Here is a 25,203-nt window from a genome sequence, read left to right as displayed (position 1 = left end):
ACAAATGGATGGCCAAAAGCAATGTCTTCACGATCCCGCCCGGCGCGTCCTTCCTGAAGGTGCTGGCGATATCGCTGTGCGATGGACGGCTGGTTCCGGGCTTCCGCTTCGATGCCACCGATCCGCTGAGCCTCGCATCCGCCACCATCTATCTGCCCACGCGCCGCGCCGCGCGCGTGCTGCGCTCGGAATTCGTCGATCTGCTCGGCGGGCGCTCGGCGATCCTGCCTGTCATCCGGCCGCTTGGCGAGACGGATGACGACGCTGGATATTTCGATGAGGGACCAGACAGCCTGCTCGAACTGCTGCCACCTGTCGGCAATCTCGCGCGGCTGATCGAGCTTGCGCGGTTGATCCTGATCTGGCGCAATCGCCTGCCGGAGAAACTGAGGGCGATCCATGACGATTCTCCACTGGTGGCGCCTGCCAGCCCGGCTGACGCGATCTGGCTGGCGCGCAGCCTGATCGAGTTGATCGACGCGGTCGAAACCGAGGAGACGGGCTGGGAGGGGTTGAAGGCATTCGACGTGGCCGATCGCGCCATCTGGTGGGAGCTGACCGGGGAATTCATCAAGGTCGCCAGCGCATTCTGGCCGGCGCGGCTCACGGAAATCAACCGTTCTTCGCCGGCTTTGCATCGTAATCTCGCCATCCGTGCCGAGGCTGCGCGCGTCGCTCGCGACGGCAGCCATGGGCCGGTGATTGTCGCCGGTTCGACCGGTTCGATACCGGCAACGGCGGACTTGATTGCCGCCATCCACCGGCTCGACAACGGGGCGGTGGTGCTGCCAGGCCTCGACCAAATCATGCCGCGCGCGGACTGGCCGCTGGCCGGCGCGATCCGTGCCGATGGATCCAGGAACAGCGATCCGGCAAGCCGCAGCCATCCGCAATATGGACTGTTCCATCTGCTCAGGAAACTCGGCGTCGAACGCGAGGAGGTGACGCCACTCGATACGGATGCGCCTGACATGGCGAAGCGGATCGAGGCCGCGTCCGTGGCCTTCATGCCGGCCGAGGCCGAAGTCAACCATCAGACATTCCGCGACCGGGATGAGGGTTTGCTGGCCGAGGCCTTCGCCGATATTTCGCTCATCGAGGCCAACAACGAGCGGGAAGAGGCGCTGGCGATCGCCATTGCTCTGAAGCTGGCGCTCGACGGCGAGAGTCCGGCGGTGCAGGCGGCCCTGGTGACGCCAGATCGGACGCTGGCGCGGCGTGTCTCGGCCGAACTTCAACGCTTCGGCATCGAGGCCGACGATTCCGCCGGTACGCCGCTGGCTGCCTCCCATCACGGTAGCCTGATCAGGTTGGTGCTCGAAAGCGTGCTCCGCCCCGGCGATCCGGTGGCGCTGGCGAGCCTGATCAAGCATCCGCTGGTGCGGCTCGGCCGCGAGCGAGAGGCGCTCGACATAGCCTCGCATGCGCTGGAAATGCTGGCCTTGCGTGGCGGGACGGCGCTGGTCGATGCGGCGGCGCTCACACCCGTGGTGCTGCAGGCGATCGAGGAACTCGGCAAGAACAGGTTCTCCAGGCGTTGGCAGATGCGGCTCAGATCAGCCGAATGCCAGAGCCAGGTCGTCGAACTTGCACGCGATATCGAAGTGGCCGTCGAGCCGCTGGCGCGCATGCTGGTGGCGGACAACGGCAACGGATTGCGGGCGCAGCATCCGCTCGGCGCCTGGGCGGAGGCGACCGGAACGGTTCTGGAAGCGCTGTGCCGGGATGAGCGCGGCAGCCTCGGCACACTGTGGTCGGGTGAAGCAGGGGATGCGCTGGCTGGACTGCTGAAAGATCTGATCGAAACGGCCGAGACGATGGATGCGGCGGGGCCGCAATGGGCGGATGTGACAAACGCTTTGTTAGCCGGAGTCGGGATCAAGCCGCAGGCGATCGGCCATCCGCGCGTGTTCATCTGGGGCACGCTTGAGGCGCGACTGCAGAGTGTCGATACGCTGGTTCTCGGCGGGTTGAACGAGGGCACCTGGCCGGGCGCCACCGCCAACAATCCCTTCCTGTCGCGAGCGATGAAGACCGAGATCGGGCTCGAACCGCCCGAGCGGCGCATCGGCCAGTCGGCGCATGATTTCGTGATGGGCATGGGAACGCGGAAGCTGATCCTGACCCGGGCGCTGAGGCAGGGCGGCGCGCCATCCGTGGCGTCGCGCTTCGTGCAACGGCTGTTGTCGGTGACGGGTGAGAGGATTGGCGAAGCGATGATCGCCCGTGGCGAGCGATACCGACGCTATGCCGGCCGGATCGACCAGAGCAGCGAGGCTGAAGAGCAATCATTCGCGGCGCGGCCGGCGCCTACACCAGATGCGGGGCGGCAGCCGGTGTCCTACTCCTTCAGCGAAGCCGGACGGCTGCGGCGCGATCCCTATGCGATCTATGCGCGGCGGGTGCTCAGACTCGATCCGCTCGATGGCTTCAACGAGGATCCGGGTGCAGCCGACCGGGGCAACATCTATCACGAGATCGTCCAGCTTTTCGTCGAGAGCGGGGTCGATCCGCGCGTCCCGGTCGCCTTCGAGAGGATCAGGGACATCACGCATCAGGTTTTTAACCGGGCGGCGCTGCCGGCACACATCGATGCCGTCTGGCGGCCCCGGGCGATCGATATGGCGCGTGCCTTTCTCGATGAGGAAAGCGAGCGCCGGCCGACCATCCGCAAGACCTATGTCGAGCGCTCCGCCAAGCTGCAGGTCACCGAACATCTGGCGGTGACCGGACGCGCCGATCGCATCGATATCCGCCGCGACGGCCTTGCCGATATCGTTGACTACAAGACCGGCTCATCGCCATCTGCCAAGGTGGCTCGCACGCTGCTCGATCCGCAACTGGCGCTGGAAGCGGCCGTGCTGAAGGGTGATAGCTTCTTCGGGGTTGGCGCGCATGAGACGCAGGACCTGATCTATATGCGGCTGCGACCGGGCTCGAAATTCGCGGTCGAGACGGTCAACAACGAAAATTCCACCTATGGCAAGCCCGAAAGCCGGAAATCGGCAAGCGAACTGGCGGGCGAATCGATCAGCCAGCTTACGAAACTGACCGAGGCATTGAGAGAAAAGAAAGCCGGATTCAAGAGCCGCGTAGCGCCATTCAAGGACGCGGATTATGGCGGCGAATATGATCACCTGGCGCGCGTGGCGGAGTGGTCGGCGGCCGAGCTGGAAGAGGAGAATGGCGATGAATGATGCCATTTCCCAGCCTCGCGACACCGATGCACTCGACGAAACCCGGCGCAAGCAGAACTTGGCCTCGGACCCCGCGCATTCGGCCTGGGTGTCGGCCAATGCCGGTTCGGGCAAGACGCATGTTCTGACCCAGCGGGTGATCCGGCTGATGCTCGACGGCGCGCGGCCGTCCTCAATCCTCTGCCTGACCTATACCAAGGCTGCGGCCAGTGAAATGTCCAACCGCGTGTTCGAGCGGCTGTCGCGCTGGACGTCGCTCGACGATGCGGCGCTATCGACCGAGATCGAGGGTATGGAAGGCAGCGCGCCCCATGCGGTCAAGCTGGCCGATGCGCGGCGGTTGTTCGCGCGAGCGCTGGAGACGCCGGGCGGCTTGAAGATCCAGACCATCCACGCCTTCTGCGAGGCGCTGCTGCACCAGTTTCCGCTCGAAGCCAATGTGGCAGGCCACTTCAACGTGCTCGATGACAAGGCGGCGGCGAGCCTGCTTTCGGAGGCGCGGCGCGGGCTGCTGACGGCGACGCAGGCGGATCGTGACAGCGCGCTGGCAGCTGCTTTCCATGATGTGCTGACGCTTGCCGACGAGTTCGGTCTAGACCGGCTGCTGCAGGAAATTGTTAGCCGGCGTGGCGCGCTGCAACGCTTCTTCGATTCGGCGCGCCATGAAGGCGTCGAGGTGGCGCTGCGCAACGGGCTCGGCATCGGTCTTGGGACAAGCGTCGCATCGATCGCGGCGCGGGCCTGGCCGTTGCCGGGGCTGAGCGAGTCGCGGATGCAGGACTACATTGCGCTGGCCAATGGCACCGGCGGCAAGAATGCGCAGGAGCGGGCCTATGCGATGGGCGCGGCCCGGCGCGAGGACGACCCAGTAAAGCGGTTGCAGTTGCTTCGCGCAACGTTCCTCAAGAAATCCGACGAGCTGCCCTATGCCGATTCGGGCTTCTACACGACCGCGATGCGCAAGGCCGATCCCGTACTCTGCGCCGATATGGTGGCAGTGGCGGCTTTCGTTTCGGATATCTGGCAGGAATTCAAGATTCTCCGCATGTTCGAGGCGACGCGCGCGGCGCTGGTGCTGGCCGAGCGACTGATCTCGGGCTACGAGGCGCTGAAGAAGGAGCGCGGTTTCCTTGATTTCGACGACTTCATCACCCGCACCGAGGCTCTTCTGAAGAAGAGCGAAATCGGGCCGTGGGTGCATTACAAGCTCGACCAGGGCATCGACCACCTGCTGCTCGACGAGGCGCAGGACACCAGCCCCTCGCAGTGGGAAATCATCATATCGCTGACCGACGAGTTCTTCTCGGGCGCCAGCGCGCGGATGATCAACCGCACGATCTTCACCGTCGGCGATGAGAAGCAATCGATCTATTCGTTCCAGGGCGCACGGCCGGAGCGCTTTGCGATGGAGCGCCGGCGCGCGATGGAACGGGCCGATTCGGGATCGAAACGGTTCGAGCCGTTGCAGCTTCAGGTGTCGTTCCGCTCGACGGAAGATGTGCTCACGGCGGTGGATCAGGTGTTTTCCGACGAGGGAAATGCGCGCGGGCTGAGCGCCGATCGGGAGCCGGTCATCCATGTCTCCAACCGAATGAACCATGCGGGCACGGTGGATATTTGGGACATCATTGCCGAGGAGGGTAGCGAAGACGAGGACGAGGACTGGCTGGCGCCGTTCGACCGGCCGGCGGAGAAGTCCTCGATTGTGCAGCTGGCTCAGCGCATGGCCGCAGTGATCCAGGACATGGTGGCCAAGGAGACGCTCGACGCCAAGGATGGGCCGCGCCGGATTACAGCAGGCGATGTCCTCGTTCTGGTGCGCAAGCGCGATGCCTTTGCCGGAGCGCTGGCGCGGGAGCTGAAACGCAGTGGGTCCGTGCCCGTTGCCGGCACTGACAGGCTGGTGCTTTCCAGCCACATCGCCATTCAGGACCTGATGGCACTGGCCCGCTTCGCGCTGCTGCATGAGGACGACCTGTCGCTTGCCGCGCTGGTCAAGAGCCCGTTCTTCGATATGGCCGAGGATGATCTCGACATGTTGTGCGGGCTGCGCGGCGACGAACAGACGGTATGGAGCCGGCTAAGGGAATTGGCCGGCTCCGATGCCCGTTGGGCGGATATGCGCGACAAGCTGGTCCGCTGGGTGAAAATGGCCTGCTCGATGCGGGTGCATGATTTCTATGCCACGCTGCTGGGCCGCGAGGGCGGGCGGAAGAAATTCCTGGCGCGCTTCGGCCATGAAGTCAGCGACGTGCTGGACGAATTCCTCAACTTCGCACTGTCTCATGAAGAGGCCGGGATGCCGGGACTGACAAGCTTCGTCACCACGCTCGAACAGGATTCGCCCGAGATCAAGCGCGAGCAGGACAAGGGCCGCGACGAGGTACGGATCATGACCGTACATGCCTCGAAAGGCCTGGAGGCCCCGGTGGTGTTTCTGGTCGATGGCGGTTCGAAGGCCTTCGACAAATCGATGCTGCCGAAGCTGCGATTGATGTCGCGCGGCGAAGACCATGCGCCGATTCCCTTTTGGGTGCCGGGCAAGGACTACCAGAACCGAATTTCGACCGCCGACGATATCAGGCTCGGCGAGCTGGCGGAGGAGGAATATCGGCGGCTGCTTTATGTCGGCATGACGCGGGCATCGGACCGGCTGATCCTCTGCGGCTATCGCAAGAAACGGCTGGTTCCGGGCACCTGGGCGGAGCTGGCAACCTCGGCGCTATCGCGCAATGAGGACAAATGCCTGCCCACCACGTTCGGGGCCGGGACGTTCGAATGGACGGGCTACAAGTGGCGCCATCATGATCGGGTGCCGCAAGCGCCGGATCGGGTGGAGCGCACGGAAGCCGGCGAAGAGATTGGTTTGCCGGATTCGCTGTTCAAGCCGCTGGCACTGATGCCGAGCCTGCCGCGACCCCTGGCGCCATCGGGCGTGCATGCGATCATCGACGACGAGGAGGGCGACAATATCGTGCCCTCGGCGCTGTTCGTCGAAAAGCCATCCGGCACGGGCGCACAGGTGAAGGGCAAGATCGTGCACCGCCTGTTGCAGGCGCTGCCGGATTTCGAACCGACAGAGCGGCAAGCGGCGGCACTGCGCTATCTCGATCGCGCTCTGCCGCAATGGAGCGAGACGGCGCGGCAGGCTTTGGCCGATGACGTGCTCGGTATGATCGCCGATCCGCGCTTTGCGAGCCTGTTTGCCGCGGGGTCTCGGGCGGAAGTCTCGATCATGGGCACGATTCATATCAAGGGGCGCGATTATGCCGTCTCGGGGCGAATCGATCGCATGGGGACGGCTGGCGACAAGGTGTTCATCCTCGACTACAAGACCAACCGCGTGCCACCCGCCTCACGCGAGGATATCCCCTTTGCCCACAGGGCGCAGCTGGCGCTTTATGCGCAGGTTTTATCGCCTCTTTTTGCCGGCAAAGCGGTGGAATGCTTGCTGATCTATACCGAAGGGCCGCATCTTTATGCTCTCGAACCGGCTGAACTTGAAAAAGCCCTGCTTGCTATTTCCCCTCAATGATTTACCCCATTGAAAGACGGGCGACGCATGCTCACATACAGGATCAAGTTAATTTCGTCCGCGAAAGGAGAGACGCATGGCCACCGTGAAGGTCGACAATAACAATTTCCAGAACGAGGTCCTGAATTCGGCCGAACCGGTCGTGGTGGACTTCTGGGCCGAATGGTGCGGACCCTGTAAGATGATCGCGCCTGCGCTCGAGGAAATTTCCAATGAGATGACCGGCAAGGTGAAGGTCGTGAAGCTCAACATCGACGACAATCCGGAATTGGCCGCCCAGTTCGGCGTGCGCTCGATCCCGACGCTCGCCATCTTCAAAGGCGGCAAGGTCGCCGACATCAAGGTCGGCGCCGCCCCCAAGACCGCCCTGTCCGCCTGGATCGCCGGCGCTGCGTGATTCACGTGAAACCATGCGGTGACATTGGGTCATCGCAGCGATAGAAATTTGGAACGCCGTGTATCGTGAGATGCGCGGCGTTTTTGTTTTTCGTAAGGTCAATGTCGCTTAGCCTGCCTCGGCGATGCGGCCGCTTAGGTCCTCTTCTCCCCTTGGGGAGAAGTGCCGAGCGAATGCGAGGCGATGAGGGGTTCCCCCGATAGCATTGGGCGCTTCGCGCAACCCCCGGTCCTTCGGACCACCTTCTCCCCAAGGGGAGAAGGGGAGCAAGGCGGCAAACGCGTCCTCAATCGCAAAGCCCGCGTCCCTGGCGGCGGGACGCGGGCTTCGTGTTCGGCATTCCCCGGCGAAAAATCAGCCGGAGAAGCCTTCGTGGTTGTCGGTGTTGGCCGGGGGACGGTTGTTGCGATCGCGCATGAAGCGGTCGAACTCTTCCTGGTCCTTGGCGCGGCGCAGTTCGCGGAGGTAATTGTCGAACTCTGCGCGCATTTCGTCGAGCTTGCGGCGTTCTTCCTCGATGCGTTCGAGTTCGGCCTTGCGCCAATCGTCGAAGGCAACATTGCCTGTGTCGGGGCGATGGTGACGGCTGCGGCCGTGCCAGCCGCCGGCTTGCCTGCAGTTGCGATAGAATCCATCCATCTTTTCATTCGCCTCTCGTTTGAAGGCATGCAGCCGGTCACCGAAGAGGATATAGGCGAGCATTGCCAGGCCAAGCGGCCAGAAGACGATGAAACCCAGGACCATCAGCGCGATGGTGGCCGGCGTCCAATCGGGCCGTATGAGTGGTGCAGTGCGGTACATCTTTCCAGTTCCTTGCGGTAGACGGCTCACAAAAGCGTGAACCGGTACAATCGATGTGGGAAGGATTTTGCCGCCTTCAAGAACATCGCGAACCGGAATCGGACAGGTGCTTGATAATCAAGCAATATTTCAGCACAAAAAGCAGCGGGCCGGAGCAATTTCCTGCTCCGGCCCGCTTTACAATACTTAACAATATCAGGGCGTTACTTACTTTCCGGAAGCGGCCATGCGGCGCCTGCCGCCCTCGATGACCCGCATGGCGGGCTTCGCCGCCGCCTTGCCATGGTCGTTCATGAATTTCAGGATGCGCGGCGCGATTTCCTTGCGGAAGCGCGAGCCGTTGAACACGCCGTAATGGCCGACGTCCGGCTGCATGTAGTGCATACGCATGTCATCGGTGAGGCTCGAGCAGAGCGTCTGCGCCGCCCTGGTCTGGCCAAGGCCTGAAATGTCGTCGTTTTCGCCTTCCACCGTCAGCAGGGCGGTCGTCCTGATCTTCGAGGGATCGACCAGCTTGCCACGATGGGTCATTTCGCCCTTGGGGAGCGAATGTTCGATGAACACGGTCTTGACCGTCTGCAGATAGAATTCGGCGGTCAGGTCCATGACAGCGAGATATTCGTCATAGAAGTCGCGGTGCTTCTCGGCCGGCTCGCCGTCATTCTTCACCAGATGGCCGAAGAACTCCTTATGGGCGATCATGTGGCGGTCGAGATTCATCGACATGAAGCCCGAGAGCTGCAGGAAGCCGGGATAGACCGGACGCATGAAGCCCGGCTGTGGCCACGGCACCTGCATAATGACGTTCTCCTCGAACCAGGAAAGAGGGCGGGCCTGGGCGAGCTGGTTGACGGCCGTCGGATTGATGCGGGTATCGATCGGGCCGCCCATCAGCGTCATGGATGACGGCGAAAGCGGATCGCCTTCTTCCTCCATGCGCGCAACGGCGGCGAGGACCGGAACCGAGGGCTGGCAGACGGCGATCACATGGGTGTCTTCGCCGAGGTGATGGATCATTTCGATGACGTAATCGATGTAATCGTCGAGATCGAAGCGGCCTTCGGACAGCGGCACCATGCGCGCGTCCTTCCAGTCGGTGATGTAGATCTCGGCGTCGGGCAACAGGGTTTCCACCGTGCCGCGCAGCAGCGTGGCGTAGTGGCCGGACATCGGCGCCACGATGAGGATCTTCGGATCCTTCTTATGGCCCGAAGGCAGACAGCGCTCGAAATGGAGGAGATCGCAGAAGGGTTTCGACCAGACCACGTTCTCGTGGACCGACACCTGCTTGCCGCCGATATCGGTGGTATCGAGGCCGAAAGCCGGCTTGCCGTAGCGCCGCGTGGCGCGCTCGAAGACTTCGAAGCCCGCGGCGAATGCGCGGCCGAGCTTGGTATAGGCCATGGGATTGAAGGGGTTGCGATAGGCAACTCGCATTGATTCTGCTGCAGCGCGCCATGGCGCCATCGCGGCATGGTTTAGTTCATAAAGCTGATAAAACATTCACACGCCTTACTTTTTCGCACCGCGGCTTCCCGTCTGCCGTCTTGTGCTTATTGCAACCGCGAAGAACCTAACAGGTTTCCCCTAATCAACAACAAAGCCGATTGTTCCGATTCGGATCAACCTATCAATTCGTATGACTAAATGTAGTAACCATTGTTGCCTGTGCCAGGCTTATCCACTTCAAATCGAAATCCCGGCCTTGATCAGACCTTCCTTCTGGTGCGCCCAGCGCGGCAGATCGGTGATCGATCCGGCAAGGCTGGTCTGGTGCGTGATAAGCTTGGACATGTCCACGGCACCTGATGCGATCGAGGCCGCGACGTGCAGGAAATCGGCCTTCAGCGCATTGCGGCTGCCGATAACGGACATTTCGCGCTTATGGAATTCGGGTTCGGCTTTGATTTTTGTCTTTTATCGACAATAGACAGATGGCCGCCAATGGGTAATATTGTCATGGAGATGTAACATTGGGACTCCCGGCATGGCACGGCAGAATACCGTCTTCAAGGAAGCTTATAACCGCTGTCTGGCGGAGCTGAGTACCAATGACAACCTGCCCTCGGAACCGGAGCTCGGCGAGCGGCTGGGCATCAGCCGCACCACCGTGCGCGCAATCCTGTCGCGGATGCACGAGGCGCGGCTGATCAACTGGGACAAGCGCGTCAAGACTGTGCTGCGCGGACCGGAAGTCCAGGATTTCTTTCCCGACGAGGAAACCAATTCGCTGAACGACGTGATCGAGAAGAGCTTCATGAAGCGGATTCTGACCGGCGACGCCGAACCCGGCACCCAGATCAACGAGGCGGAACTGGCCCGCGAGATCGGCACCGGCACGACCAGCGTCAGGGAATTCCTGATCCGCTTCTCGCGCTTCGGGCTGATCGAGAAGCGACCGAACAGCCACTGGATCCTCAAGGGTTTCACCATTGATTTCGCGCTCGAACTGACCGAAGTGCGCGAGATGTTCGAACTGAGGTCGGCGGCGTCCTTCGCGCATCTCTCCGACGATCATCCCGCCTGGGCCGATCTCGACGAGATCGAGGCCGAGCACCATGTGCTGCTCGCCGACATCGATGCGCGCTACAAGGATTTCTCGGCGCTCGACGAGAAATTCCATCTGCTGGTGCACCGGGCATCCGGCAACCGATTCGTGGTGGATTTCTACGACGTGATCGCCTTCATCTTCCACTATCACTACCAGTGGAACAAGGCGTTTGCCCGTGCCCGCAACGAGCGCGCGATGATCGAGCATCTCGATTATATCGCGGCGCTGAGGTCGCGCGATCCTGATCGAATCGAGGCGGCGTGTCGACTGCATCTGAATTCCGCGCGTCAAACGCTCCTGCAATCCGTTCCCGGCTGAGGTGCAAATGGATACACCGGTCCTGCAATTCGGAACCAGCCGCTTTCTCCAGGCGCATGCCGATCTGTTCATCAGCGAGGCGATGAAACGCGGGGAAGCTCTGGGACCGGTGACCATCGTGCAGACGACCGGGGCGGGCGAACGAAGCCGGCGGCTCGCCGCACTGGCGGCGAAGGACGGGTTTCTCATCCATATCCGCGGCAAGCAGGACGGAAGGATCGTGGACAAGGTGAGTTGCGTGATGTCGGTCAAGCGCACGCTTTCGGCGCTGACGCAATGGGACGAGCTTTCACGAATCTTCGCCGGCGAAACAAAGGTCGTCATCTGCAACACGGCCGACACGGGCTATGATATTTCCGCCGAGAGCGCCGGATGGCCGGAGGCGATCCCGGCATCCTTTCCCGGCAAGCTGACGAAGCTGCTGTTCGCGCGCTTCCAGCAATCCGGTGAGGGGTTGACGATCCTGCCCGCCGAACTCATTCCGCGCAACGGCGACAATCTCAAAGCCATCGTGCTGAAGCTCGCGCGCGATTGGCATATCGGCGAGCCATTCATCGCCTGGATCGAGGAAAAAGTGATCTTTTCCAATACCCTGGTCGACCGGATCGTTTCCGAACCGCTGGAGCCGGCGGGCGCGATTGCCGAGCCCTATGCGCTCTGGGCGATCGAGAGCCAGCCGGGTCAGGTCCTGCCCTGCACGCATCCGGCAATGGTGGTGGCGAGCGACATCGCCCGGTATGAGCGGCTCAAGCTGTTCATCCTCAATCTTGGCCATACCTATCTCGCCGACGGCTGGCTGAAATCCGATCTGCCGCGCGACATGACCGTGAAACAGCTGATGGACCGGCCCGATGCGAAGGCACGGCTCGAGGACCTCTACGAGGACGAGGTGCTGCCGGGCTTTGCCGCGCAGGGCATGCGTGGCGCGGCGCGTGCTTACGTCGCCCAGACCATCGAACGGTTCGAAAATCCGTTCCTGAAGCATCGGCTCTCCGACATTGCGCAGAACCACCAGGAAAAAATCCGGCGCCGGATGGGTGGGTTTCTCGAATGGAGCGGCTCCGATGCGCTCATGCTGCGCGCCATGGCCGCCGACGCATCACGAAATGCGTGAGTAAGTGAACGCAATGTCGCATCGCACGCGATTGCGAAACCCTCCCCGGCTTGCCATATTCCTAGCAAAACAAGGAGCAAGCCCATGGCCTTTTCGACCGCGAATGTTCAGACCGAAAGCGGCAGCAAATATCTCCAGCAACTCTGCAAGCACTGGTCCCACAAGATGGTGACGGAGTTCGACCCCAAGCAGGGTCGCGTCGATTTCCCCTCGGGTGCCCATTTGTTTCTGGAAGCAGATGACAGCGTATTGCGCCTGAAGCTGGAGGCGCCGGACGACAATCTCGCACGGATGGAAGGCGTGGTCGCCGACCATTTGAAGCGCTTCGCATTCCGCGAGGAACTGACCTTCGATTGGGCAAAGGCCGCCTAACCTTATACCGGGGACAACAATCATCATGACGGACGAACGCAAGCCGGGTCACCCGGTGAACCCCATATTCCTGGAACGCTGGTCGGCGCGGTCCTTCACCGGTGAGGCCATGCCGGAGGGCGATCTGCTGACGATGTTCGAAGCCGCGCGCTGGGCGCATTCGGCGTCCAACCGCCAGCCCTGGCGTTTCAGCTATGCACTGCGTGGCGACCCCAACTTCCAGCGATATGTGCATTTCCTCGATGACGGAAACCAGCAATGGGGACACAAGGCGGCGGCGATCGTCATCGTCATCTCGGCCAAGTTCACCACGCCGACGGATGGTTCCGAGCCTCGGCCGATCGGCACCCATTCCCTGGATACGGGTGCGGCACTGCAGAGCTTCACGCTGCAGGCGGCGATGATGGGTTATGTAGCGCATCCGATGGCGGGCATCGAGAAGGACAGGATCGTGGCCGAACTCGGGATCGATCAGGAGCGCTACAAGATCGAGGCGGGGATTGCTATCGGCAGGCTGGCCGACAAGGAACTGCTGCCGGAGAAATTCCAGGAGCGTGAGAAGAAGAGCGGGCGCCGGCCGCTGGATGAGACGGCGTTCAAGGGGATGTTTCGACGGTAATATCTCGCTCTCTACCTTTCCCCTCGAATCTGCTAACTCTCAACCATGCTTTCACGCCTCTCCTTCCTCCAGAAGCCCGAACGGCCATCCGATCCGAAGACGCGGACGATCGATGTCGCGGGCCGTAGCGTGCCGCTGACCATCCGTCCAGATGCGCGGGCGCGGCGGATCACGCTGCGGATCGATCCCGGCGGGCAATCGCTGAAATTGACCGTGCCGCGTGGCCTGAAAGAACGGGAAATCCAGGATTTCCTCAACCGGCACCAGGGCTGGCTGATGACCAAGCTGGCGCGGTTTCCGACCACCAATGCGGTGATCGAGGGACGCTATATCCAGATCCGAGGCGTGCCGCATCGCATCGAGCGCACCGGCAAACTGCGCGGCCTCACCGAAACCACCGAGAGGGATGGCGAGCAGGTGCTGCTGGTCGGCGGCGCTGAGGATCATCTCGCCCGCCGTATCCGCGACTTCCTCAAGGTGGAGGCTCGCAAGGATCTCGACCTGCTGGCACGCCGGCACGCCGCAGCGATCGGCCGCAAGGTTGCTTCGATCACGCTGAAGGACACCAAGAGCCGCTGGGGCAGTTGCTCTCATGACGGCAATCTCTCGTTTTCGTGGCGCATCGTCATGGCGCCTGACCACGTGATCGACTATCTCGCCGCCCATGAAGTCGCCCATCTCGCGGAAATGAACCATTCGGACCGGTTCTGGGCGATCTGCGAGGATCTCTGCCCGCATAGCGACGAGGCCAAGCGCTGGCTGAAACGCAACGGCGCCATGCTGCATGTCATGGATTTCGGCTAACCTACGCACGTTTCGCGCGGTCAATCGTGTGTTAGAGTGTGCTCATGGTCGAGATGACATTCTACATCTGGCTCCTGGGAGCGGCCCTGATATTCGTTGCCGTGGCGATGAGCGGGCAGGCGACCGACCGTTCCCAAGCGATCTGGCTGCTGTTGCTGGCGGCATCGTGGCCGTTTGTGCTGGTCTTCATGGCGGTTGGCGCAGTGCTCATGGCGATCTCCGCTGCCGCATCCACCAAGCCCTGAGGCGGGCGCATTTGGTCCGGTGACCATCGGCAAACGCCTGCGAATGCCGCAAATTTGCCTCGACTTGGCCGAGAATTCATGTCACTGGCATGCTCATGACGCTCGACATCAAAATTTGCGGCTTGAAGACCGAGGAAGCGGTCGATCGCGCGGTGGCGCTTGGTGCTACCCATATCGGCTTCATCTTCTTCGCCAAAAGCCCCAGGCATATCGAGCCCGCGGATGCCGGGCGGCTCGCCGATCGCGTGCGTGGCAAGGTCAAGATCGTGTCTGTCTCGGTCGATCCCGACAATGACGACCTCGACGAGATTGTCGCCCTGATGCGACCCGATATCCTGCAGCTGCACGGCAAGGAGACGCCCGACCGGGTGCTGACGATCAAGGCCGTGACCGGCCTGCCGGTGTGGAAGGCGCTGTCGATCGCCGATGCCGATGACCTGAGGCGGATAGAGGCCTATGACGGTATCGCCAACCGCTTCCTGCTCGATGCCAAGCCGCCGAAAAATTCCGAACTGCCGGGTGGCAATGGCGTGAGCTTCGACTGGCGGCTGCTCGCCGGCCTTGACGCAAGCGTGGATTACATGCTGTCCGGCGGGCTCAACAAGGATAATGTCGGCGAGGCGCTGCGTATTGCGCGGCCAACCGGCATAGACACATCATCCGGCGTCGAATCGAGCCCCGGCGTTAAGGATCTCAAGATGATGGATGAATTTTTCGAAGCCGTGCGCCTGGCCGAAGCGTCAAGCAACATCGCGGCTTGAGGGGAGAAGACCAGTGAACGAGGCCCTAAGACCCAATACTTTACGCTCCGGTCCCGACGAGGACGGCCGCTTCGGCATTTTCGGCGGTCGATTCGTCGCCGAAACATTGATGCCGCTGATCCTGGAGCTGCAGGACGAGTGGGAGAAGGCCAAGACCGATCCGGAATTCCAGGCTGAGCTCAAGAGCCTCGGCACGCATTATATCGGCCGGCCGAGCCCGCTCTATTATGCGGAGCGCCTGACCCAGCATCTCGGCGGCGCCAAGATCTATTTCAAGCGCGAGGAGCTCAACCATACCGGTTCGCACAAGATCAACAACTGCATCGGCCAGATCCTGCTCGCCAAGCGTATGGGCAAGACCCGTATCATCGCCGAAACCGGCGCCGGGCAGCATGGCGTGGCCTCCGCCACCGTCGCGGCACGCTTCGGTTATCCGTGCGTGGTCTATATGGGCGCGACCGATGTCGAGCGGCAGGCACCGAATGTGTTCCGCATGAAGCTGCTCGGCGCCGAAGTGGTGCCGGTGACAGCTGGCAGCGGCACGCTCAAGGATGCGATGAACGAAGCGCTGCGCGACTGGGTGACCAATGTCGACGATACCTATTACCTGATCGGCACGGCGGCCGGCCCGCATCCCTATCCTGAGATGGTGCGCGATTTCCAGTCGGTGATCGGCAGCGAAGCCAAGCAGCAGTTGATGGAAGCCGAAGGCAGGCTGCCCGACATGGTGATCGCGGCTGTGGGCGGTGGTTCGAACGCAATCGGCATCTTCCATCCCTTCCTTGATGACGCCAGCGTCAAGATCGTCGGCGTTGAAGCCGGCGGACGTGGGCTGGAAGGTGTCGAGCATTGTGCCTCGATCACCGCCGGCTCGCCCGGCGTGCTGCATGGCAACCGGACCTATCTGCTGCAGGACCGCGACGGCCAGATCCTCGAAGGTCATTCGATCTCGGCCGGCCTCGACTATCCCGGCATCGGTCCCGAACACTCTTGGCTGAACGATATCGGCCGGGCCGAATATGTGCCGATCATGGATACCGAAGCGCTGGAGGCATTCCAGCTGCTCACCAAGCTCGAGGGCATCATTCCGGCGCTTGAGCCGAGCCATGCCATCGCCGAGGTGATCAAGCGGGCGCCCAAGATGGGCAAGGACCAGATCATCCTGATGAACCTCTCCGGCCGAGGCGACAAGGACATCTTCACTGTCGGCAAGATTCTCGGTATGGGGCTCTGATCATGACTGCGCGTATGGACAAGAAATTCGCCGATGTGAAAGCCGAGGGCCGCCCGGCCTTCGTGACTTATATCATGGCCGGCGACCCGGACTACCAGACCTCGCTCGACATCATGAAGGCGCTGCCCGGTGCTGGTGCCGATATCATCGAACTCGGCGCGCCGTTTTCCGATCCGATGGCCGATGGCCCGGTGATCCAGTTGGCAGGCCAGCGGGCGCTGAAGTCGGGCCAGGACATGGTCAAGACGCTCGCTATCGCCAAGGCCTTCCGCGCCGGCGACCAGACAACGCCGATCGTCCTGATGGGCTATTACAATCCGATCTATATCTATGGCGTCGACAGATTCCTCGACGACGCGCTCGACGCCGGGATCGATGGCCTGATCATCGTCGATCTTCCTGCCGAGATGGATGACGAACTCTGCATCCCGGCACTCGCCAAGGGCATCAATTTCATCCGGCTCGCGACGCCGACGACGGACGACAAGCGCCTGCCCAAGGTGCTGACCAACACGTCGGGCTTCGTCTATTACGTATCGATGACCGGCATTACCGGCTCGGCGCTGCCTGATCCCACGAAGATCGCGGGCGCTGTCAATCGTATCAAGAGCCACACCGCATTGCCGGTCTGCGTCGGCTTCGGCGTCAAGACCGCCGAACATGCGCGGCTGATCGGCGCTTCCGCCGATGGCGTCGTGGTGGGCACTGCGATCGTCAATGTCGTGGCCGCTTCGCTCGATGCCGACGGCAAGGCCACGGCTGAAACCGTATCATCCGTCGCAAGCTTCGTGCGCGACCTGTCGGAAGGCGTGCATGCCGCGCGCCTTGCGGCCGCCGAATAAATCGCCATATCTAGGGTCAGAACCTGTTCGATTCTGACCCGGGGTAAAAGGAGTTCATCATGAACTGGATTACCAATTTCGTCCGCCCCAAGATCAACTCCATGCTCGGCCGCCCGACGGTCGATACGCCCGAAAATCTCTGGATCAAGTGCCCGGAGACCGGCGAGATGGTGTTCCACAAGGAGCTGGAAGCCAACAAGTGGGTGATCCCGAATTCCGGTTATCACATGAAAATGCCGGCGCGCGAGCGACTGAACGACCTCTTCGACGACGCTGCCTACGAACTTCTGCCGCAGCCGAAGGTGGCGCAGGATCCGCTGCGTTTCCGCGACAACAAGAAATATGCCGACCGGCTGCGCGATGGCCGCATCAAGACCGGGCTCGAGGACACGATCCTCGCCGGCGTCGGCTATGTGCGTGGCGTCCGGATGGTCGGCGTGGTCCATGAGTTCAATTTCATGGGTGGCTCACTGGGCCTTGCAGCCGGCGAAGCGATTATCAAGGCTTTCGAGCGCGCGATCCAGGAAAAATGTCCGCTCGTGATGTTCCCGGCTTCCGGCGGCGCGCGCATGCAGGAAGGCATCCTGTCTCTGATGCAGTTGCCGCGCACCACCGTAGCCGTCGACATGCTGAAGGAATCGGGCCAGCCCTATATCGTCGTGCTGACCAACCCGACGACCGGCGGCGTCACCGCTTCCTATGCCATGCTGGGCGACGTGCATTTGGCCGAACCCGGCGCGGAAATCTGCTTCGCGGGCAAGCGCGTGATCGAACAGACGATCCGTGAAAAGCTGCCCGAGGGCTTCCAGACCTCGGAATACCTGATGGAACACGGCATGGTCGACATGGTCATCGACCGTCGTGAAATCCCCGAGATGCTTGCCCGCATGTGCCGGATGATGATGCGCATGCCGGCCGAAGAGATGAAGCAGCTCGCACTCGCAGCCGAATAAGGGTCCAGATGAGCAACCTGGCCCCCAGCCGGGCAGAGCAGGAAATCGACCGGCTGCTCGGCATCTTTCCGCGCGGCTTCGACCTGTCTCTCGACCGCATCGCGCGGCTGCTCGACGATCTCGGCCGGCCGCAGGATGCCCTGCCGCCGATCATCCATGTCGCCGGTACCAACGGCAAGGGTTCGGCCACGGCCTTCTGCCGGGCCTTGCTCGAAGCGCAGGGGCTCGCCGTTCACGTCCACACCTCGCCGCATCTCGTGCGCTGGCATGAACGCTATCGCATCGGCGTGCGGGGCGGTGCGGGAAAGCTGGTGAGCGACGAAGCGCTGCTCGATGCCGTGCTACGCAGCGAGCGCGTCAATGCCGGACAGCCTATCACGGTCTATGAACTCTTGACTGCGGTGACCTTCCTGCTGTTCGCGGAGAATCCGGCGGACGCGGTGGTGATCGAAGTCGGGCTTGGCGGCATGTACGATGCCACCAATGTCATCGAGGACCCGGCCGTGTCGCTGATCATGCCGATCGCGCTCGATCACCAGACCTGGCTCGGCCAGACGATCGAAGAGATCGCGCTCGCCAAGGCGGGTATCATCAAGCGCGGTGCGGCGGCCGTGTTCGGCCGGCAGGAAGAGGGTGCGGCGCTCGACGTGCTGGTCGACCGCGCCGAGCGGCTGGGCGCGCCTTACGTGATCTACGGCCAGGATTACCTGGCGCATGAGGAAAACGGCCGGCTGATCTACCAGGACGACAACGGCCTGATGGACCTGCCGCTGCCGGCACTACCGGGCCGGCACCAATATTCCAACGCCGGTGCGGCGATCCGCGCCGTGAAGGCAGCAGGCTTCCTCGTCAACGAGGAGATCGCCGCCAAGGCGATGAAGAATGTCGACTGGCCGGCACGCCTGCAACGTTTGCGGACTGGCAATCTCGTGGCGCAGGCGCCCGAGGGTTCCGAGATCTGGCTCGATGGCGGGCATAATCCGCATGGTGGGCGTGCGGTGGCCGAGGCGATCGCCGGCTTCGAGGAACGCGACCCACGCCCGCTCTATCTCGTCACCGGCATGATCAACACCAAGGATCCCAAGGGCTATTTTGAGGCCTTTGAAGGGTTGACCCGCAAGGTCTTCACCGTCGGCATTCGCAATTCCGATGCGACGATCGATCCGGTGGCGCTGGCGCATGACGCGGCGGAAGCGGGCCTCATCGCCGAACCCGTCGATTCGGCTGCTGACGCATTGGCACTGATTTCAGCACTAGCCAAGGGTGACGACCGCGCGCCGCGCATCCTGATCGGCGGCTCGCTCTACTTCGCCGGCAACATTCTCGAAGAGAACGGCACGCCGCCGGAGTGAGAATTCGTTTCACGTGAATCACGGATGGGATGGGCTTCGGAGGCCGAAGCGCTACCACGCCCACGACGTCATGCTCGGCCGTGCCGAGGATGACGTCGAGACAGTGGTTTGGATCAAATATCCAGATTCGCCACACCCAGCGCATTTTCCTGGATGAATTCGCGGCGGGGTTCGACCTCGTCGCCCATCAGGCGCGAGAACAGGCCGTCGGCATCGGTCGCATCGTGGACACGGACCTGCAGCAGCGAGCGGGCATTCGGATCGAGCGTGGTTTCCCAGAGCTGGTCGGCATTCATTTCGCCGAGGCCCTTGTAGCGCTGCATGGACAGACCCTTGCGGCCGATGCCGAAGATCTGTTCGAGCAGCGCCTTCGGCCCTGAAATCTCGACGCTGCCATCCTTCTTGTTGAGCTTCGGCGGCACGGAATAGATTTCGTGCAGCCGTTCGCTCATCTGGTCGATATGACGCGCGTCGGACGAGCCGATCAGGCCCATGTCGATCAGCACCGATTCCTTGACGCCGCGCACCATACGCTCGAAGCGCAGACCGCCATCCTCGCCGAGCAGCCCGGTCCAGCCGCGCTCGGTTTCCTCAGAGATCAGGTCGAGCCGACGGGCGATCTCGCTGACCACGGTATCGGCCCGGCCGAGATCGCTCATCAGCTCGGCATTAAGGCCCCTGGCAATCGCCGCCTGCTCGATCAGCGAGCGGCTGTAGCGTGAATGCAGGCCCTCGACCAGACCGCGCAGGCGAAGCGCATCGGCGATGATTTCCCGGAGGTCGGGGCCGCCGCGCATTTCGCCGCTGCCGAGCGTTAGCGTTGCGTCCTCAAGGCCGGCATCGATGAGAAATTCCTCGAACGCCTTCTCGTCCTTGAGATAGGTCGAGGACTTGCCGCGGCTCGCCTTATAGAGCGGCGGCTGGGCGATGTAGAGATGGCCGCGCTCGATCAGCTCCGGCATCTGCCGGAAGAAGAAGGTGAGCAGCAGGGTGCGGATATGGGCGCCATCGACGTCGGCGTCCGTCATGATGATGATCTTGTGATAGCGGAGCTTGTCGGCGTTGAACTCATCCTTGCCGATGCCGGTGCCGAGCGCGGTGATCAGCGTGCCGATTTCGGCGCTGCCGAGCATGCGGTCGAAGCGCGCGCGCTCGACATTGAGGATCTTGCCCCGGAGCGGCAGGATCGCCTGGTTCTCGCGCGAGCGGCCCTGCTTGGCCGAGCCACCTGCCGAATCACCCTCGACGAGGAAGACTTCGGATTTTGCCGGATCGCGCTCGGAGCAATCGGCGAGTTTGCCGGGCAGCGAAGCGATATCGAGCGCGCCCTTGCGGCGGGTGAGTTCGCGGGCCTTGCGGGCGGCTTCGCGGGCGGCGGCTGCTTCCACCACCTTGCCGATCAGAATCTTGGATTCGGACGGATGTTCCTCGAACCACTGGTTGAGCGCCTCGTTGACAAGGTTTTCAACGACCGGCCGGACTTCCGACGAGACGAGCTTGTCCTTGGTCTGGGAAGAGAATTTCGGGTCAGGCACCTTGACCGAGAGCACGGCGGTGAGGCCTTCGCGGCAATCGTCGCCGGTGAGCGAGACCTTTTCCTTCTTCAGGATGCCAGAACTGTCGGCATAGCCGGTGATCTGGCGCGTCAACGCACCACGGAAGCCGGCAAGATGCGTGCCGCCGTCGCGCTGCGGGATGTTGTTGGTGAAGCAGAGCACATTCTCGTGGTAGCTGTCGTTCCACCACATCGCTACTTCGACCGTAATGCCATCCTTTTCGCTGCGGATGGCGATCGGCTTGTCGATCAGCGGTTTCTTGGCGCGGTCGAGATAGAGCACGAAGGCTTCCAGGCCGCCGTCATAGAGCAGTTCTTCCTGCTTGATGTCGGAATGACGCTTGTCGGTGAGAACGATGCGGACGCCGGAATTGAGGAAGGCGAGCTCGCGCAGGCGGTGCTCGAGCGTCGCATAATCGTATTCGGTCTTGGTGAAGGTCAGTTCGCTGGCGGTGAACGTCACTTCCGTTCCGGTCTCGTCGCCGGCCTCGCCCGTGATCGCAAGCGGCGCATCTGCCACGCCGTGAGTGAAGCTCATCTCGTAGATGTTGCCCTTCTGGCGGATCTTGAGCTTGAGCTTGACTGACAGCGCATTGACGACCGACACGCCGACACCGTGCAGACCGCCGGACACCTTGTAGGAATTCTGGTCGAATTTGCCGCCGGCATGGAGCTGGGTCATGATGACCTCGGCCGCCGAGACGCCCTCTTCATGCATGCCGGTTGGGATGCCACGACCGTTGTCGGTGACAGTCACCGAGCCATCGGCATTCAGCGTGACGGTGACCAGGTCGGCATGGCCACCCAGTGCTTCGTCGATGGCGTTGTCGACGACTTCATAGACCATGTGGTGCAGGCCGGAGCCGTCATCGGTATCGCCGATATACATGCCGGGACGTTTGCGGACAGCATCCAGCCCCTTCAGAACCTTGATCGAATCGGCGCCGTATTCGGCGCTCTCCGGAATTTCTTCTTCGGATGAACCGGCCATGGACTACTTTCTTTTCCAAAGATCTCAGGGCGCGAGAACCACACCCGAATCACCTAGTGCTATATGCCGTCGAATATAGGGATTTTGACCCCAAGAACCAAATCTAGAGGCTAGAAATACGGCAGAAAACAGGGGATCAGGGGCGCTTTTCGCGCGGTTTCGCAGCATTAGCCAATACTGCCGACAATTCGCGGATGGTTTGCGGGTGAAGCGTGCGGATTTCGCCCGCCAGGCGGTTGGCAAAGGCGGTGTAATCCGGCGGCAAGCCCGACGTATCGACCACCACGCGAGGGTGGGAAATGGCCGCCACGCGGAAGAGATCGTCGGCCTCGTCCCAGATGATGTTGAGGTAGCCCGCGACGCGCTGGAGGAAATCGAAGCCCGGCTTGCCGCGCTTGCCGCTCTCCAGCGCCGAGAGATAGGCGGGCGAGACGTTGAGTGCCTTGGCCATCTCCTTCTGGGTAATGCCGCGTTCGCGGCGGATGCGGCGGACCGCCTCGCCGAAGGGTGTCATTCGGCCTCTCCCCGCCGGCGCGACAGCCGGACATAGAGCGCACCATCGCCGCCATGGTTCTGCGCCGAAGTTTCCCAGGACGAGATGAGGTGGCGGAATTCGGGTTTGCCAAACCACATCGGCACGGCGCGCTTCAGCGCGCCATCGCTGCCCATCGACGAACCCTTGCCTGTTATGACCAGGACATGGCGCAGGCCGCGCTCATGGGCGCGCAGGATGAAGGAATGGAGCAGCGCATGCGCCTCTTCCTGGAACAGGCCGTGCAGATCGATCCGAGCATCCAGTTCCAGCCGGCCCTTGGCGAGTTTGCGCTTGACCGGACGTTCGAGCGGCTGGTGCGTTCCGCCCGGATGCCTCGGCTGCGGCGGCGCCTGATAGGATATGTCCTCGAATGTCGTGATGACGGCCTTCTTCAGAGCCGGTGCCGCCTGCTTGATGATGGGCTTCGGCTCCTCTTCGACCTCGACGATCGACTTTTCGAAAGCCTCGATCTCGCTCATGCGGCCGGGAAGCGCGTTGGTGCTGCGCGCGACCTTGCCCCAAAGGATACGGTCGTCCGTCGTCAGCACCTTCTTGCCCCGCCCGCGCATCAGAAAAATCTCCCGGCGGCGGATTTGGGGACGAGGATGATGAAATCGGCGTCGTTCTTCACGTTACCGGCGAGGTCACCGGCCTGTTTGCCGGATCCGGTGAAAATATCGCCGCGCGCCGGGCCGACGATCGCCGAGCCAGTATCGAGCGCCATCGTCAGCCGGGCGAAGGGCCTTCCCCCGGTCAGATGGGTGAGCGTCTGGCTACGGATGAAAAAGGGCGACGAGAAGGTATGGATCAACCGGTCGACGGCGATCGAGCGCATGGCCTCGAGCGGCACTTTTGCGGCCGCGACCGGGCCGAGTTCGAGACCCTCGACCGGCGCCTCGCGGAAGAAGATGTAGGAGGGGTTCTGCCAGAGCACCTCGCCCTGCCGGTCGGGATGGGCGGCGAGCCAATCGCGGATCGAACCCATCGAAATCTTCTCGGGCGGGATTTCGCCGATATCGATCAGGTAGCGGCCGATGCCCGTGAAGGGATGGCCGGCCTTGGCGGCGAATGTGATGCGCCGGATGCTGCCATCGGGATAAACCAGCCGCGCGGCGCCCTGGATATGGGCGAAGAAGACATCAACGCGCGATCTCGCCCAGGCGATTTCCAGCCCCTTGCCTTCGAGATAGCCCCCGTCGATGGCCTGGCGGCGTGGATAGTAGCCGATGCCCTCCTTGGTCTCGCGGGCAAAGGCGTAGGATGGATCGAAACCTTGCGGCCGGTTGGCGTCGTCGATATCGATGAGATCCGGTGGGCGGCGATAGAACGGGTGACACCAGACCTCCGACCGGGTTTCCGAGACCTCGACTTCCGGTTCGTAAAAGGCGGTGACCAGACCCGGCCTGCCGGAATCGGGAATGATGAAAAACGGCTGGAAATTCTGTTCGAAGAAGCGCCGTGCTTCCCCGGCGCTGGCTGGTTTGGCCATACCTGCCGCCTCGAAGACTATAGCCAGTTCATCCGCCGTGATGCCGAGCGAGCCGGTTTTGTATGGCTTGGTGCCCCTGATATGCTCGAGACAGCGCGCCATGACGGGAAAAAGGCTGGAAGGATCATCGTCCTTCCAGCCCTCTATTTCTTCGAACGAAAGCGGCCTGAGCGCGAAATCCATGGCTCCGGTTCAGCCTTCGGATTGGGTTTGCACGAGCTTCCAGTTGGGGTCGCGCGAGCGCGTATCGCGGGCAAAGCTCCAGCTGTCGACCACTTCCGCAACCGTATCGGCATTGCCTTCGATGACTTCGCCGGCCGAATTATAAGTGGCCGAGATGAGCTGGCTGACGATGCGCATGGTGATCGTCACCTCGCTGCCATCCATCGCGGCGTTGGAGATTTCCGCCTTCTCGATGCCGACGAAGGTGGACTTTACCGTCTCGCCGGCCTTCTCGCGGGCGGTGATCGCCTGGTCGAAACCCTGGTAGACATCGTTCGACAGCAGCGTCTTGAGCGACTTGCGGTCGCCCTCGGCAAAGGCCTGGACGATCATCTCATAGGCCGCCTTGGCGCCGTCGACGAACTGCTTGGGGTCGAAGGCAGGATCGTTGTCGTAGACCTGGCGCAGCTGGTCGTTCAGCGGTGTACCCGGCGTGGCGAAATCATCGATGATCTCATAGCGGCTTGGCATATCGGCCTGCGGCTGCGATTGCTGGTCGCGGCGCGGCAGCGTGATGACCTTGCCGTCATCCGCCGGCTGGCTCTGTCGCTCGACATCCTGCTGGTCGCGCCGGTAGGGATCAAAAGGTGGCTTCTCGGTGCCGGTACGTTTTCCCAGCACGCTGCGCAGATTGAGGAATATCAGCGCGGCGACAATCAGGAAAAAAAGCGTAATGATATTGTCGGTACCCATTTCTCACCTTGGTTGGAACTCTATCGCCACCATATAGTCGTGATTTATCGATCAATCAAATGGCCGTAACAAGGGAAAAGACATGCCGCTGATAATCATTCCGATCCTGCTCATCCTGATGCCGGTGATCGAGATCGCGGTCTTCATCTATGTCGGCCAGGCGATCGGGGTCTGGAAAGTCATTGCGCTGGTCATCCTGTCGGCGATTCTCGGCGCGGTCCTGCTGCGCTACCAGAGCCTCAGCGTGCTCAAGAAGATCAATCGCGATATCCGCCAGGGACAGACGCCGGAGGTCGGACTGGTCGATGGCGTGCTCATCGTCATCGGCGCCATCCTGCTCATCATACCCGGTTTCGTGACCGATGTGATCGGCCTTCTCCTGATGATCCCATTCATCCGCGGAGGGATCAGGCACTTCGTCCGGTCGCGCGTCAAATTCACCACCTTCCGAACAGGCGGTCCGCGCGGCGGAGGGCCTCGCCGGGGAAGCCGCGAGGACGGCGTGGTCGATCTGTCGCCCGAGGATTTCGAACGCCGCGAGCCGCGCGATCCACCAGTCGGGCATATCGAACGCAAGGATTGAAACGTCGGCTCGCTGCAGCGGTTGTGACGCTGTCGAGAGG

At 62.1% G+C, this 25,203-nt stretch carries 22 protein-coding genes and 1 pseudogene; 15 read left to right on the top strand and 8 right to left on the bottom strand.

Going from position 1 to position 25,203, the window contains the following annotated elements; translation table 11 throughout:
• Positions 1–8: 8 nt before the first annotated feature.
• The 3 genes from addB (at position 9) to trxA (ending at position 7,129) form a co-directional block, all read left to right on the top strand.
• Positions 9–3,197, top strand: a complete 3,189-nt coding sequence (gene addB, locus IHQ71_RS25755) for a double-strand break repair protein AddB (protein ID WP_258159251.1) — start codon at positions 9–11, stop codon at positions 3,195–3,197.
• Complete coding sequence (gene addA / locus IHQ71_RS25750) at positions 3,190–6,732, top strand: double-strand break repair helicase AddA (protein ID WP_258159250.1); 3,543 nt, start codon at positions 3,190–3,192, stop codon at positions 6,730–6,732. Before addB ends, addA begins: the two co-directional genes overlap by 8 nt.
• 76 nt (positions 6,733–6,808) lie before the next feature.
• Positions 6,809–7,129, top strand: coding sequence for a thioredoxin (trxA, locus tag IHQ71_RS25745; RefSeq protein WP_258159249.1), 321 nt, complete (start codon positions 6,809–6,811; stop codon positions 7,127–7,129).
• Positions 7,130–7,483: 354 nt separating this feature from the next.
• Here trxA and IHQ71_RS25740 read toward each other — a convergent pair whose 3' ends face one another.
• The 3 genes and pseudogenes from IHQ71_RS25740 to IHQ71_RS25730 form a co-directional block, all read right to left on the bottom strand.
• Positions 7,484–7,930, bottom strand: coding sequence for a DUF2852 domain-containing protein (locus IHQ71_RS25740; RefSeq protein ID WP_258159248.1), 447 nt, complete (start codon positions 7,928–7,930; stop codon positions 7,484–7,486).
• A gap of 207 nt (positions 7,931–8,137) precedes the next feature.
• Complete coding sequence (locus tag IHQ71_RS25735) at positions 8,138–9,433, bottom strand: polyhydroxyalkanoate depolymerase (protein WP_258159247.1); 1,296 nt, start codon at positions 9,431–9,433, stop codon at positions 8,138–8,140.
• Between the two features lie 183 nt (positions 9,434–9,616).
• Positions 9,617–9,832: pseudogene (locus IHQ71_RS25730) on the bottom strand (dehydrogenase); the annotation flags it as partial.
• 85 nt (positions 9,833–9,917) lie between these two features.
• On the opposite strand from IHQ71_RS25730, the gene IHQ71_RS25725 reads away from it, so the two are divergent.
• From IHQ71_RS25725 to IHQ71_RS25675, 11 genes are all read left to right on the top strand, one after another.
• Complete coding sequence (locus IHQ71_RS25725; protein WP_258159246.1) at positions 9,918–10,799, top strand: GntR family transcriptional regulator; 882 nt, start codon at positions 9,918–9,920, stop codon at positions 10,797–10,799.
• A gap of 7 nt (positions 10,800–10,806) precedes the next feature.
• Entirely contained in the window at positions 10,807–11,913 is a 1,107-nt protein-coding gene (locus tag IHQ71_RS25720) for a mannitol dehydrogenase family protein (protein ID WP_258159245.1), read from the top strand.
• An 84-nt stretch (positions 11,914–11,997) separates the two neighbouring features.
• A complete protein-coding gene (locus IHQ71_RS25715; protein WP_258159244.1) occupies positions 11,998–12,285 on the top strand; it encodes a DUF2218 domain-containing protein in 288 nt (95 codons plus the stop codon).
• Between the two features lie 25 nt (positions 12,286–12,310).
• Positions 12,311–12,904 (top strand): nitroreductase family protein, encoded by a 594-nt coding sequence (locus IHQ71_RS25710; RefSeq protein ID WP_258159243.1) that lies wholly within the window; start codon positions 12,311–12,313, stop codon positions 12,902–12,904.
• Positions 12,905–12,949: 45 nt separating this feature from the next.
• Positions 12,950–13,708 (top strand): M48 family metallopeptidase, encoded by a 759-nt coding sequence (locus tag IHQ71_RS25705; protein ID WP_258159242.1) that lies wholly within the window; start codon positions 12,950–12,952, stop codon positions 13,706–13,708.
• A gap of 44 nt (positions 13,709–13,752) precedes the next feature.
• The gene (locus IHQ71_RS25700) at positions 13,753–13,953 is read left to right on the top strand and encodes a hypothetical protein (protein WP_258159241.1); all 201 of its coding nucleotides are present in this window, start codon (positions 13,753–13,755) and stop codon (positions 13,951–13,953) included.
• A 95-nt stretch (positions 13,954–14,048) separates the two neighbouring features.
• Positions 14,049–14,714 carry a phosphoribosylanthranilate isomerase gene (locus IHQ71_RS25695; protein WP_258159240.1) on the top strand — a complete coding sequence of 222 codons (666 nt, stop codon included), beginning with the start codon at positions 14,049–14,051 and terminating at the stop codon, positions 14,712–14,714.
• Positions 14,715–14,727: 13 nt separating this feature from the next.
• Positions 14,728–15,948: a tryptophan synthase subunit beta gene (trpB, locus tag IHQ71_RS25690; RefSeq protein ID WP_258159239.1), complete on the top strand. Its 1,221-nt coding sequence runs from the start codon at positions 14,728–14,730 to the stop codon at positions 15,946–15,948.
• 2 nt (positions 15,949–15,950) lie between these two features.
• Positions 15,951–16,790, top strand: coding sequence for a tryptophan synthase subunit alpha (gene trpA / locus IHQ71_RS25685; protein ID WP_258159238.1), 840 nt, complete (start codon positions 15,951–15,953; stop codon positions 16,788–16,790).
• 59 nt (positions 16,791–16,849) lie between these two features.
• Positions 16,850–17,743: an acetyl-CoA carboxylase, carboxyltransferase subunit beta gene (gene accD / locus IHQ71_RS25680; RefSeq protein ID WP_258159237.1), complete on the top strand. Its 894-nt coding sequence runs from the start codon at positions 16,850–16,852 to the stop codon at positions 17,741–17,743.
• An 8-nt stretch (positions 17,744–17,751) separates the two neighbouring features.
• Positions 17,752–19,095: a folylpolyglutamate synthase/dihydrofolate synthase family protein gene (locus IHQ71_RS25675; protein ID WP_258159236.1), complete on the top strand. Its 1,344-nt coding sequence runs from the start codon at positions 17,752–17,754 to the stop codon at positions 19,093–19,095.
• A 113-nt stretch (positions 19,096–19,208) separates the two neighbouring features.
• On the opposite strand, the gene gyrB is transcribed toward IHQ71_RS25675, so the two are convergent.
• The 5 genes from gyrB to IHQ71_RS25650 form a co-directional block, all read right to left on the bottom strand.
• Positions 19,209–21,641 (bottom strand): DNA topoisomerase (ATP-hydrolyzing) subunit B, encoded by a 2,433-nt coding sequence (gene gyrB, locus IHQ71_RS25670; protein WP_258159235.1) that lies wholly within the window; start codon positions 21,639–21,641, stop codon positions 19,209–19,211.
• Positions 21,642–21,777: 136 nt separating this feature from the next.
• Positions 21,778–22,155, bottom strand: a complete 378-nt coding sequence (locus IHQ71_RS25665; protein ID WP_258159234.1) for a helix-turn-helix domain-containing protein — start codon at positions 22,153–22,155, stop codon at positions 21,778–21,780.
• On the bottom strand, positions 22,152–22,745 hold the full coding sequence (locus IHQ71_RS25660; RefSeq protein ID WP_258159233.1) for a Smr/MutS family protein: 594 nt from the start codon (positions 22,743–22,745) through the stop codon (positions 22,152–22,154). Before IHQ71_RS25660 ends, IHQ71_RS25665 begins: the two co-directional genes overlap by 4 nt.
• Complete coding sequence (locus tag IHQ71_RS25655) at positions 22,745–23,848, bottom strand: murein transglycosylase A (RefSeq protein WP_258159232.1); 1,104 nt, start codon at positions 23,846–23,848, stop codon at positions 22,745–22,747. The genes IHQ71_RS25660 and IHQ71_RS25655 overlap by 1 nt, the downstream gene beginning before the upstream one ends.
• Before the next feature lie 9 nt (positions 23,849–23,857).
• Positions 23,858–24,580: a Tim44/TimA family putative adaptor protein gene (locus tag IHQ71_RS25650; protein WP_258159231.1), complete on the bottom strand. Its 723-nt coding sequence runs from the start codon at positions 24,578–24,580 to the stop codon at positions 23,858–23,860.
• Positions 24,581–24,662: 82 nt separating this feature from the next.
• Here IHQ71_RS25650 and IHQ71_RS25645 point away from each other — a divergent pair, with 82 nt between their 5' ends.
• Positions 24,663–25,163 (top strand): FxsA family protein, encoded by a 501-nt coding sequence (locus tag IHQ71_RS25645; protein WP_258159230.1) that lies wholly within the window; start codon positions 24,663–24,665, stop codon positions 25,161–25,163.
• The last annotated feature ends 40 nt before the right edge of the window (positions 25,164–25,203 follow it).

The sequence above is a fragment of the Rhizobium sp. TH2 genome, from assembly GCF_024707525.1.
Lineage (GTDB): Bacteria > Pseudomonadota > Alphaproteobacteria > Rhizobiales > Rhizobiaceae > Rhizobium_E.
The sequence above is the reverse complement of the archived record's forward strand: the minus strand, read 5'-3'. Positions and strand labels throughout refer to the sequence as shown.

Bases quoted from the DNA above. Each gene is read 5' to 3' on its own strand.
- addB (WP_258159251.1), top strand. From the start codon at position 9: ATGGCCAAAAGCAATGTCTTCACGATCCCGCCCGGCGCGTCCTTCCTG.
- addA (WP_258159250.1), top strand. From the start codon at position 3,190: ATGAATGATGCCATTTCCCAGCCTCGCGACACCGATGCACTCGACGAA.
- trxA (WP_258159249.1), top strand. From the start codon at position 6,809: ATGGCCACCGTGAAGGTCGACAATAACAATTTCCAGAACGAGGTCCTG.
- IHQ71_RS25740 (WP_258159248.1), bottom strand. From the start codon at position 7,930: ATGTACCGCACTGCACCACTCATACGGCCCGATTGGACGCCGGCCACC.
- IHQ71_RS25735 (WP_258159247.1), bottom strand. From the start codon at position 9,433: ATGTTTTATCAGCTTTATGAACTAAACCATGCCGCGATGGCGCCATGG.
- IHQ71_RS25725 (WP_258159246.1), top strand. From the start codon at position 9,918: ATGGCACGGCAGAATACCGTCTTCAAGGAAGCTTATAACCGCTGTCTG.
- IHQ71_RS25720 (WP_258159245.1), top strand. From the start codon at position 10,807: ATGGATACACCGGTCCTGCAATTCGGAACCAGCCGCTTTCTCCAGGCG.
- IHQ71_RS25715 (WP_258159244.1), top strand. From the start codon at position 11,998: ATGGCCTTTTCGACCGCGAATGTTCAGACCGAAAGCGGCAGCAAATAT.
- IHQ71_RS25710 (WP_258159243.1), top strand. From the start codon at position 12,311: ATGACGGACGAACGCAAGCCGGGTCACCCGGTGAACCCCATATTCCTG.
- IHQ71_RS25705 (WP_258159242.1), top strand. From the start codon at position 12,950: ATGCTTTCACGCCTCTCCTTCCTCCAGAAGCCCGAACGGCCATCCGAT.
- IHQ71_RS25700 (WP_258159241.1), top strand. From the start codon at position 13,753: ATGGTCGAGATGACATTCTACATCTGGCTCCTGGGAGCGGCCCTGATA.
- IHQ71_RS25695 (WP_258159240.1), top strand. From the start codon at position 14,049: ATGACGCTCGACATCAAAATTTGCGGCTTGAAGACCGAGGAAGCGGTC.
- trpA (WP_258159238.1), top strand. From the start codon at position 15,951: ATGACTGCGCGTATGGACAAGAAATTCGCCGATGTGAAAGCCGAGGGC.
- accD (WP_258159237.1), top strand. From the start codon at position 16,850: ATGAACTGGATTACCAATTTCGTCCGCCCCAAGATCAACTCCATGCTC.
- IHQ71_RS25675 (WP_258159236.1), top strand. From the start codon at position 17,752: ATGAGCAACCTGGCCCCCAGCCGGGCAGAGCAGGAAATCGACCGGCTG.
- gyrB (WP_258159235.1), bottom strand. From the start codon at position 21,641: ATGGCCGGTTCATCCGAAGAAGAAATTCCGGAGAGCGCCGAATACGGC.
- IHQ71_RS25665 (WP_258159234.1), bottom strand. From the start codon at position 22,155: ATGACACCCTTCGGCGAGGCGGTCCGCCGCATCCGCCGCGAACGCGGC.
- IHQ71_RS25660 (WP_258159233.1), bottom strand. From the start codon at position 22,745: ATGCGCGGGCGGGGCAAGAAGGTGCTGACGACGGACGACCGTATCCTT.
- IHQ71_RS25655 (WP_258159232.1), bottom strand. From the start codon at position 23,848: ATGGATTTCGCGCTCAGGCCGCTTTCGTTCGAAGAAATAGAGGGCTGG.
- IHQ71_RS25650 (WP_258159231.1), bottom strand. From the start codon at position 24,580: ATGGGTACCGACAATATCATTACGCTTTTTTTCCTGATTGTCGCCGCG.
- IHQ71_RS25645 (WP_258159230.1), top strand. From the start codon at position 24,663: ATGCCGCTGATAATCATTCCGATCCTGCTCATCCTGATGCCGGTGATC.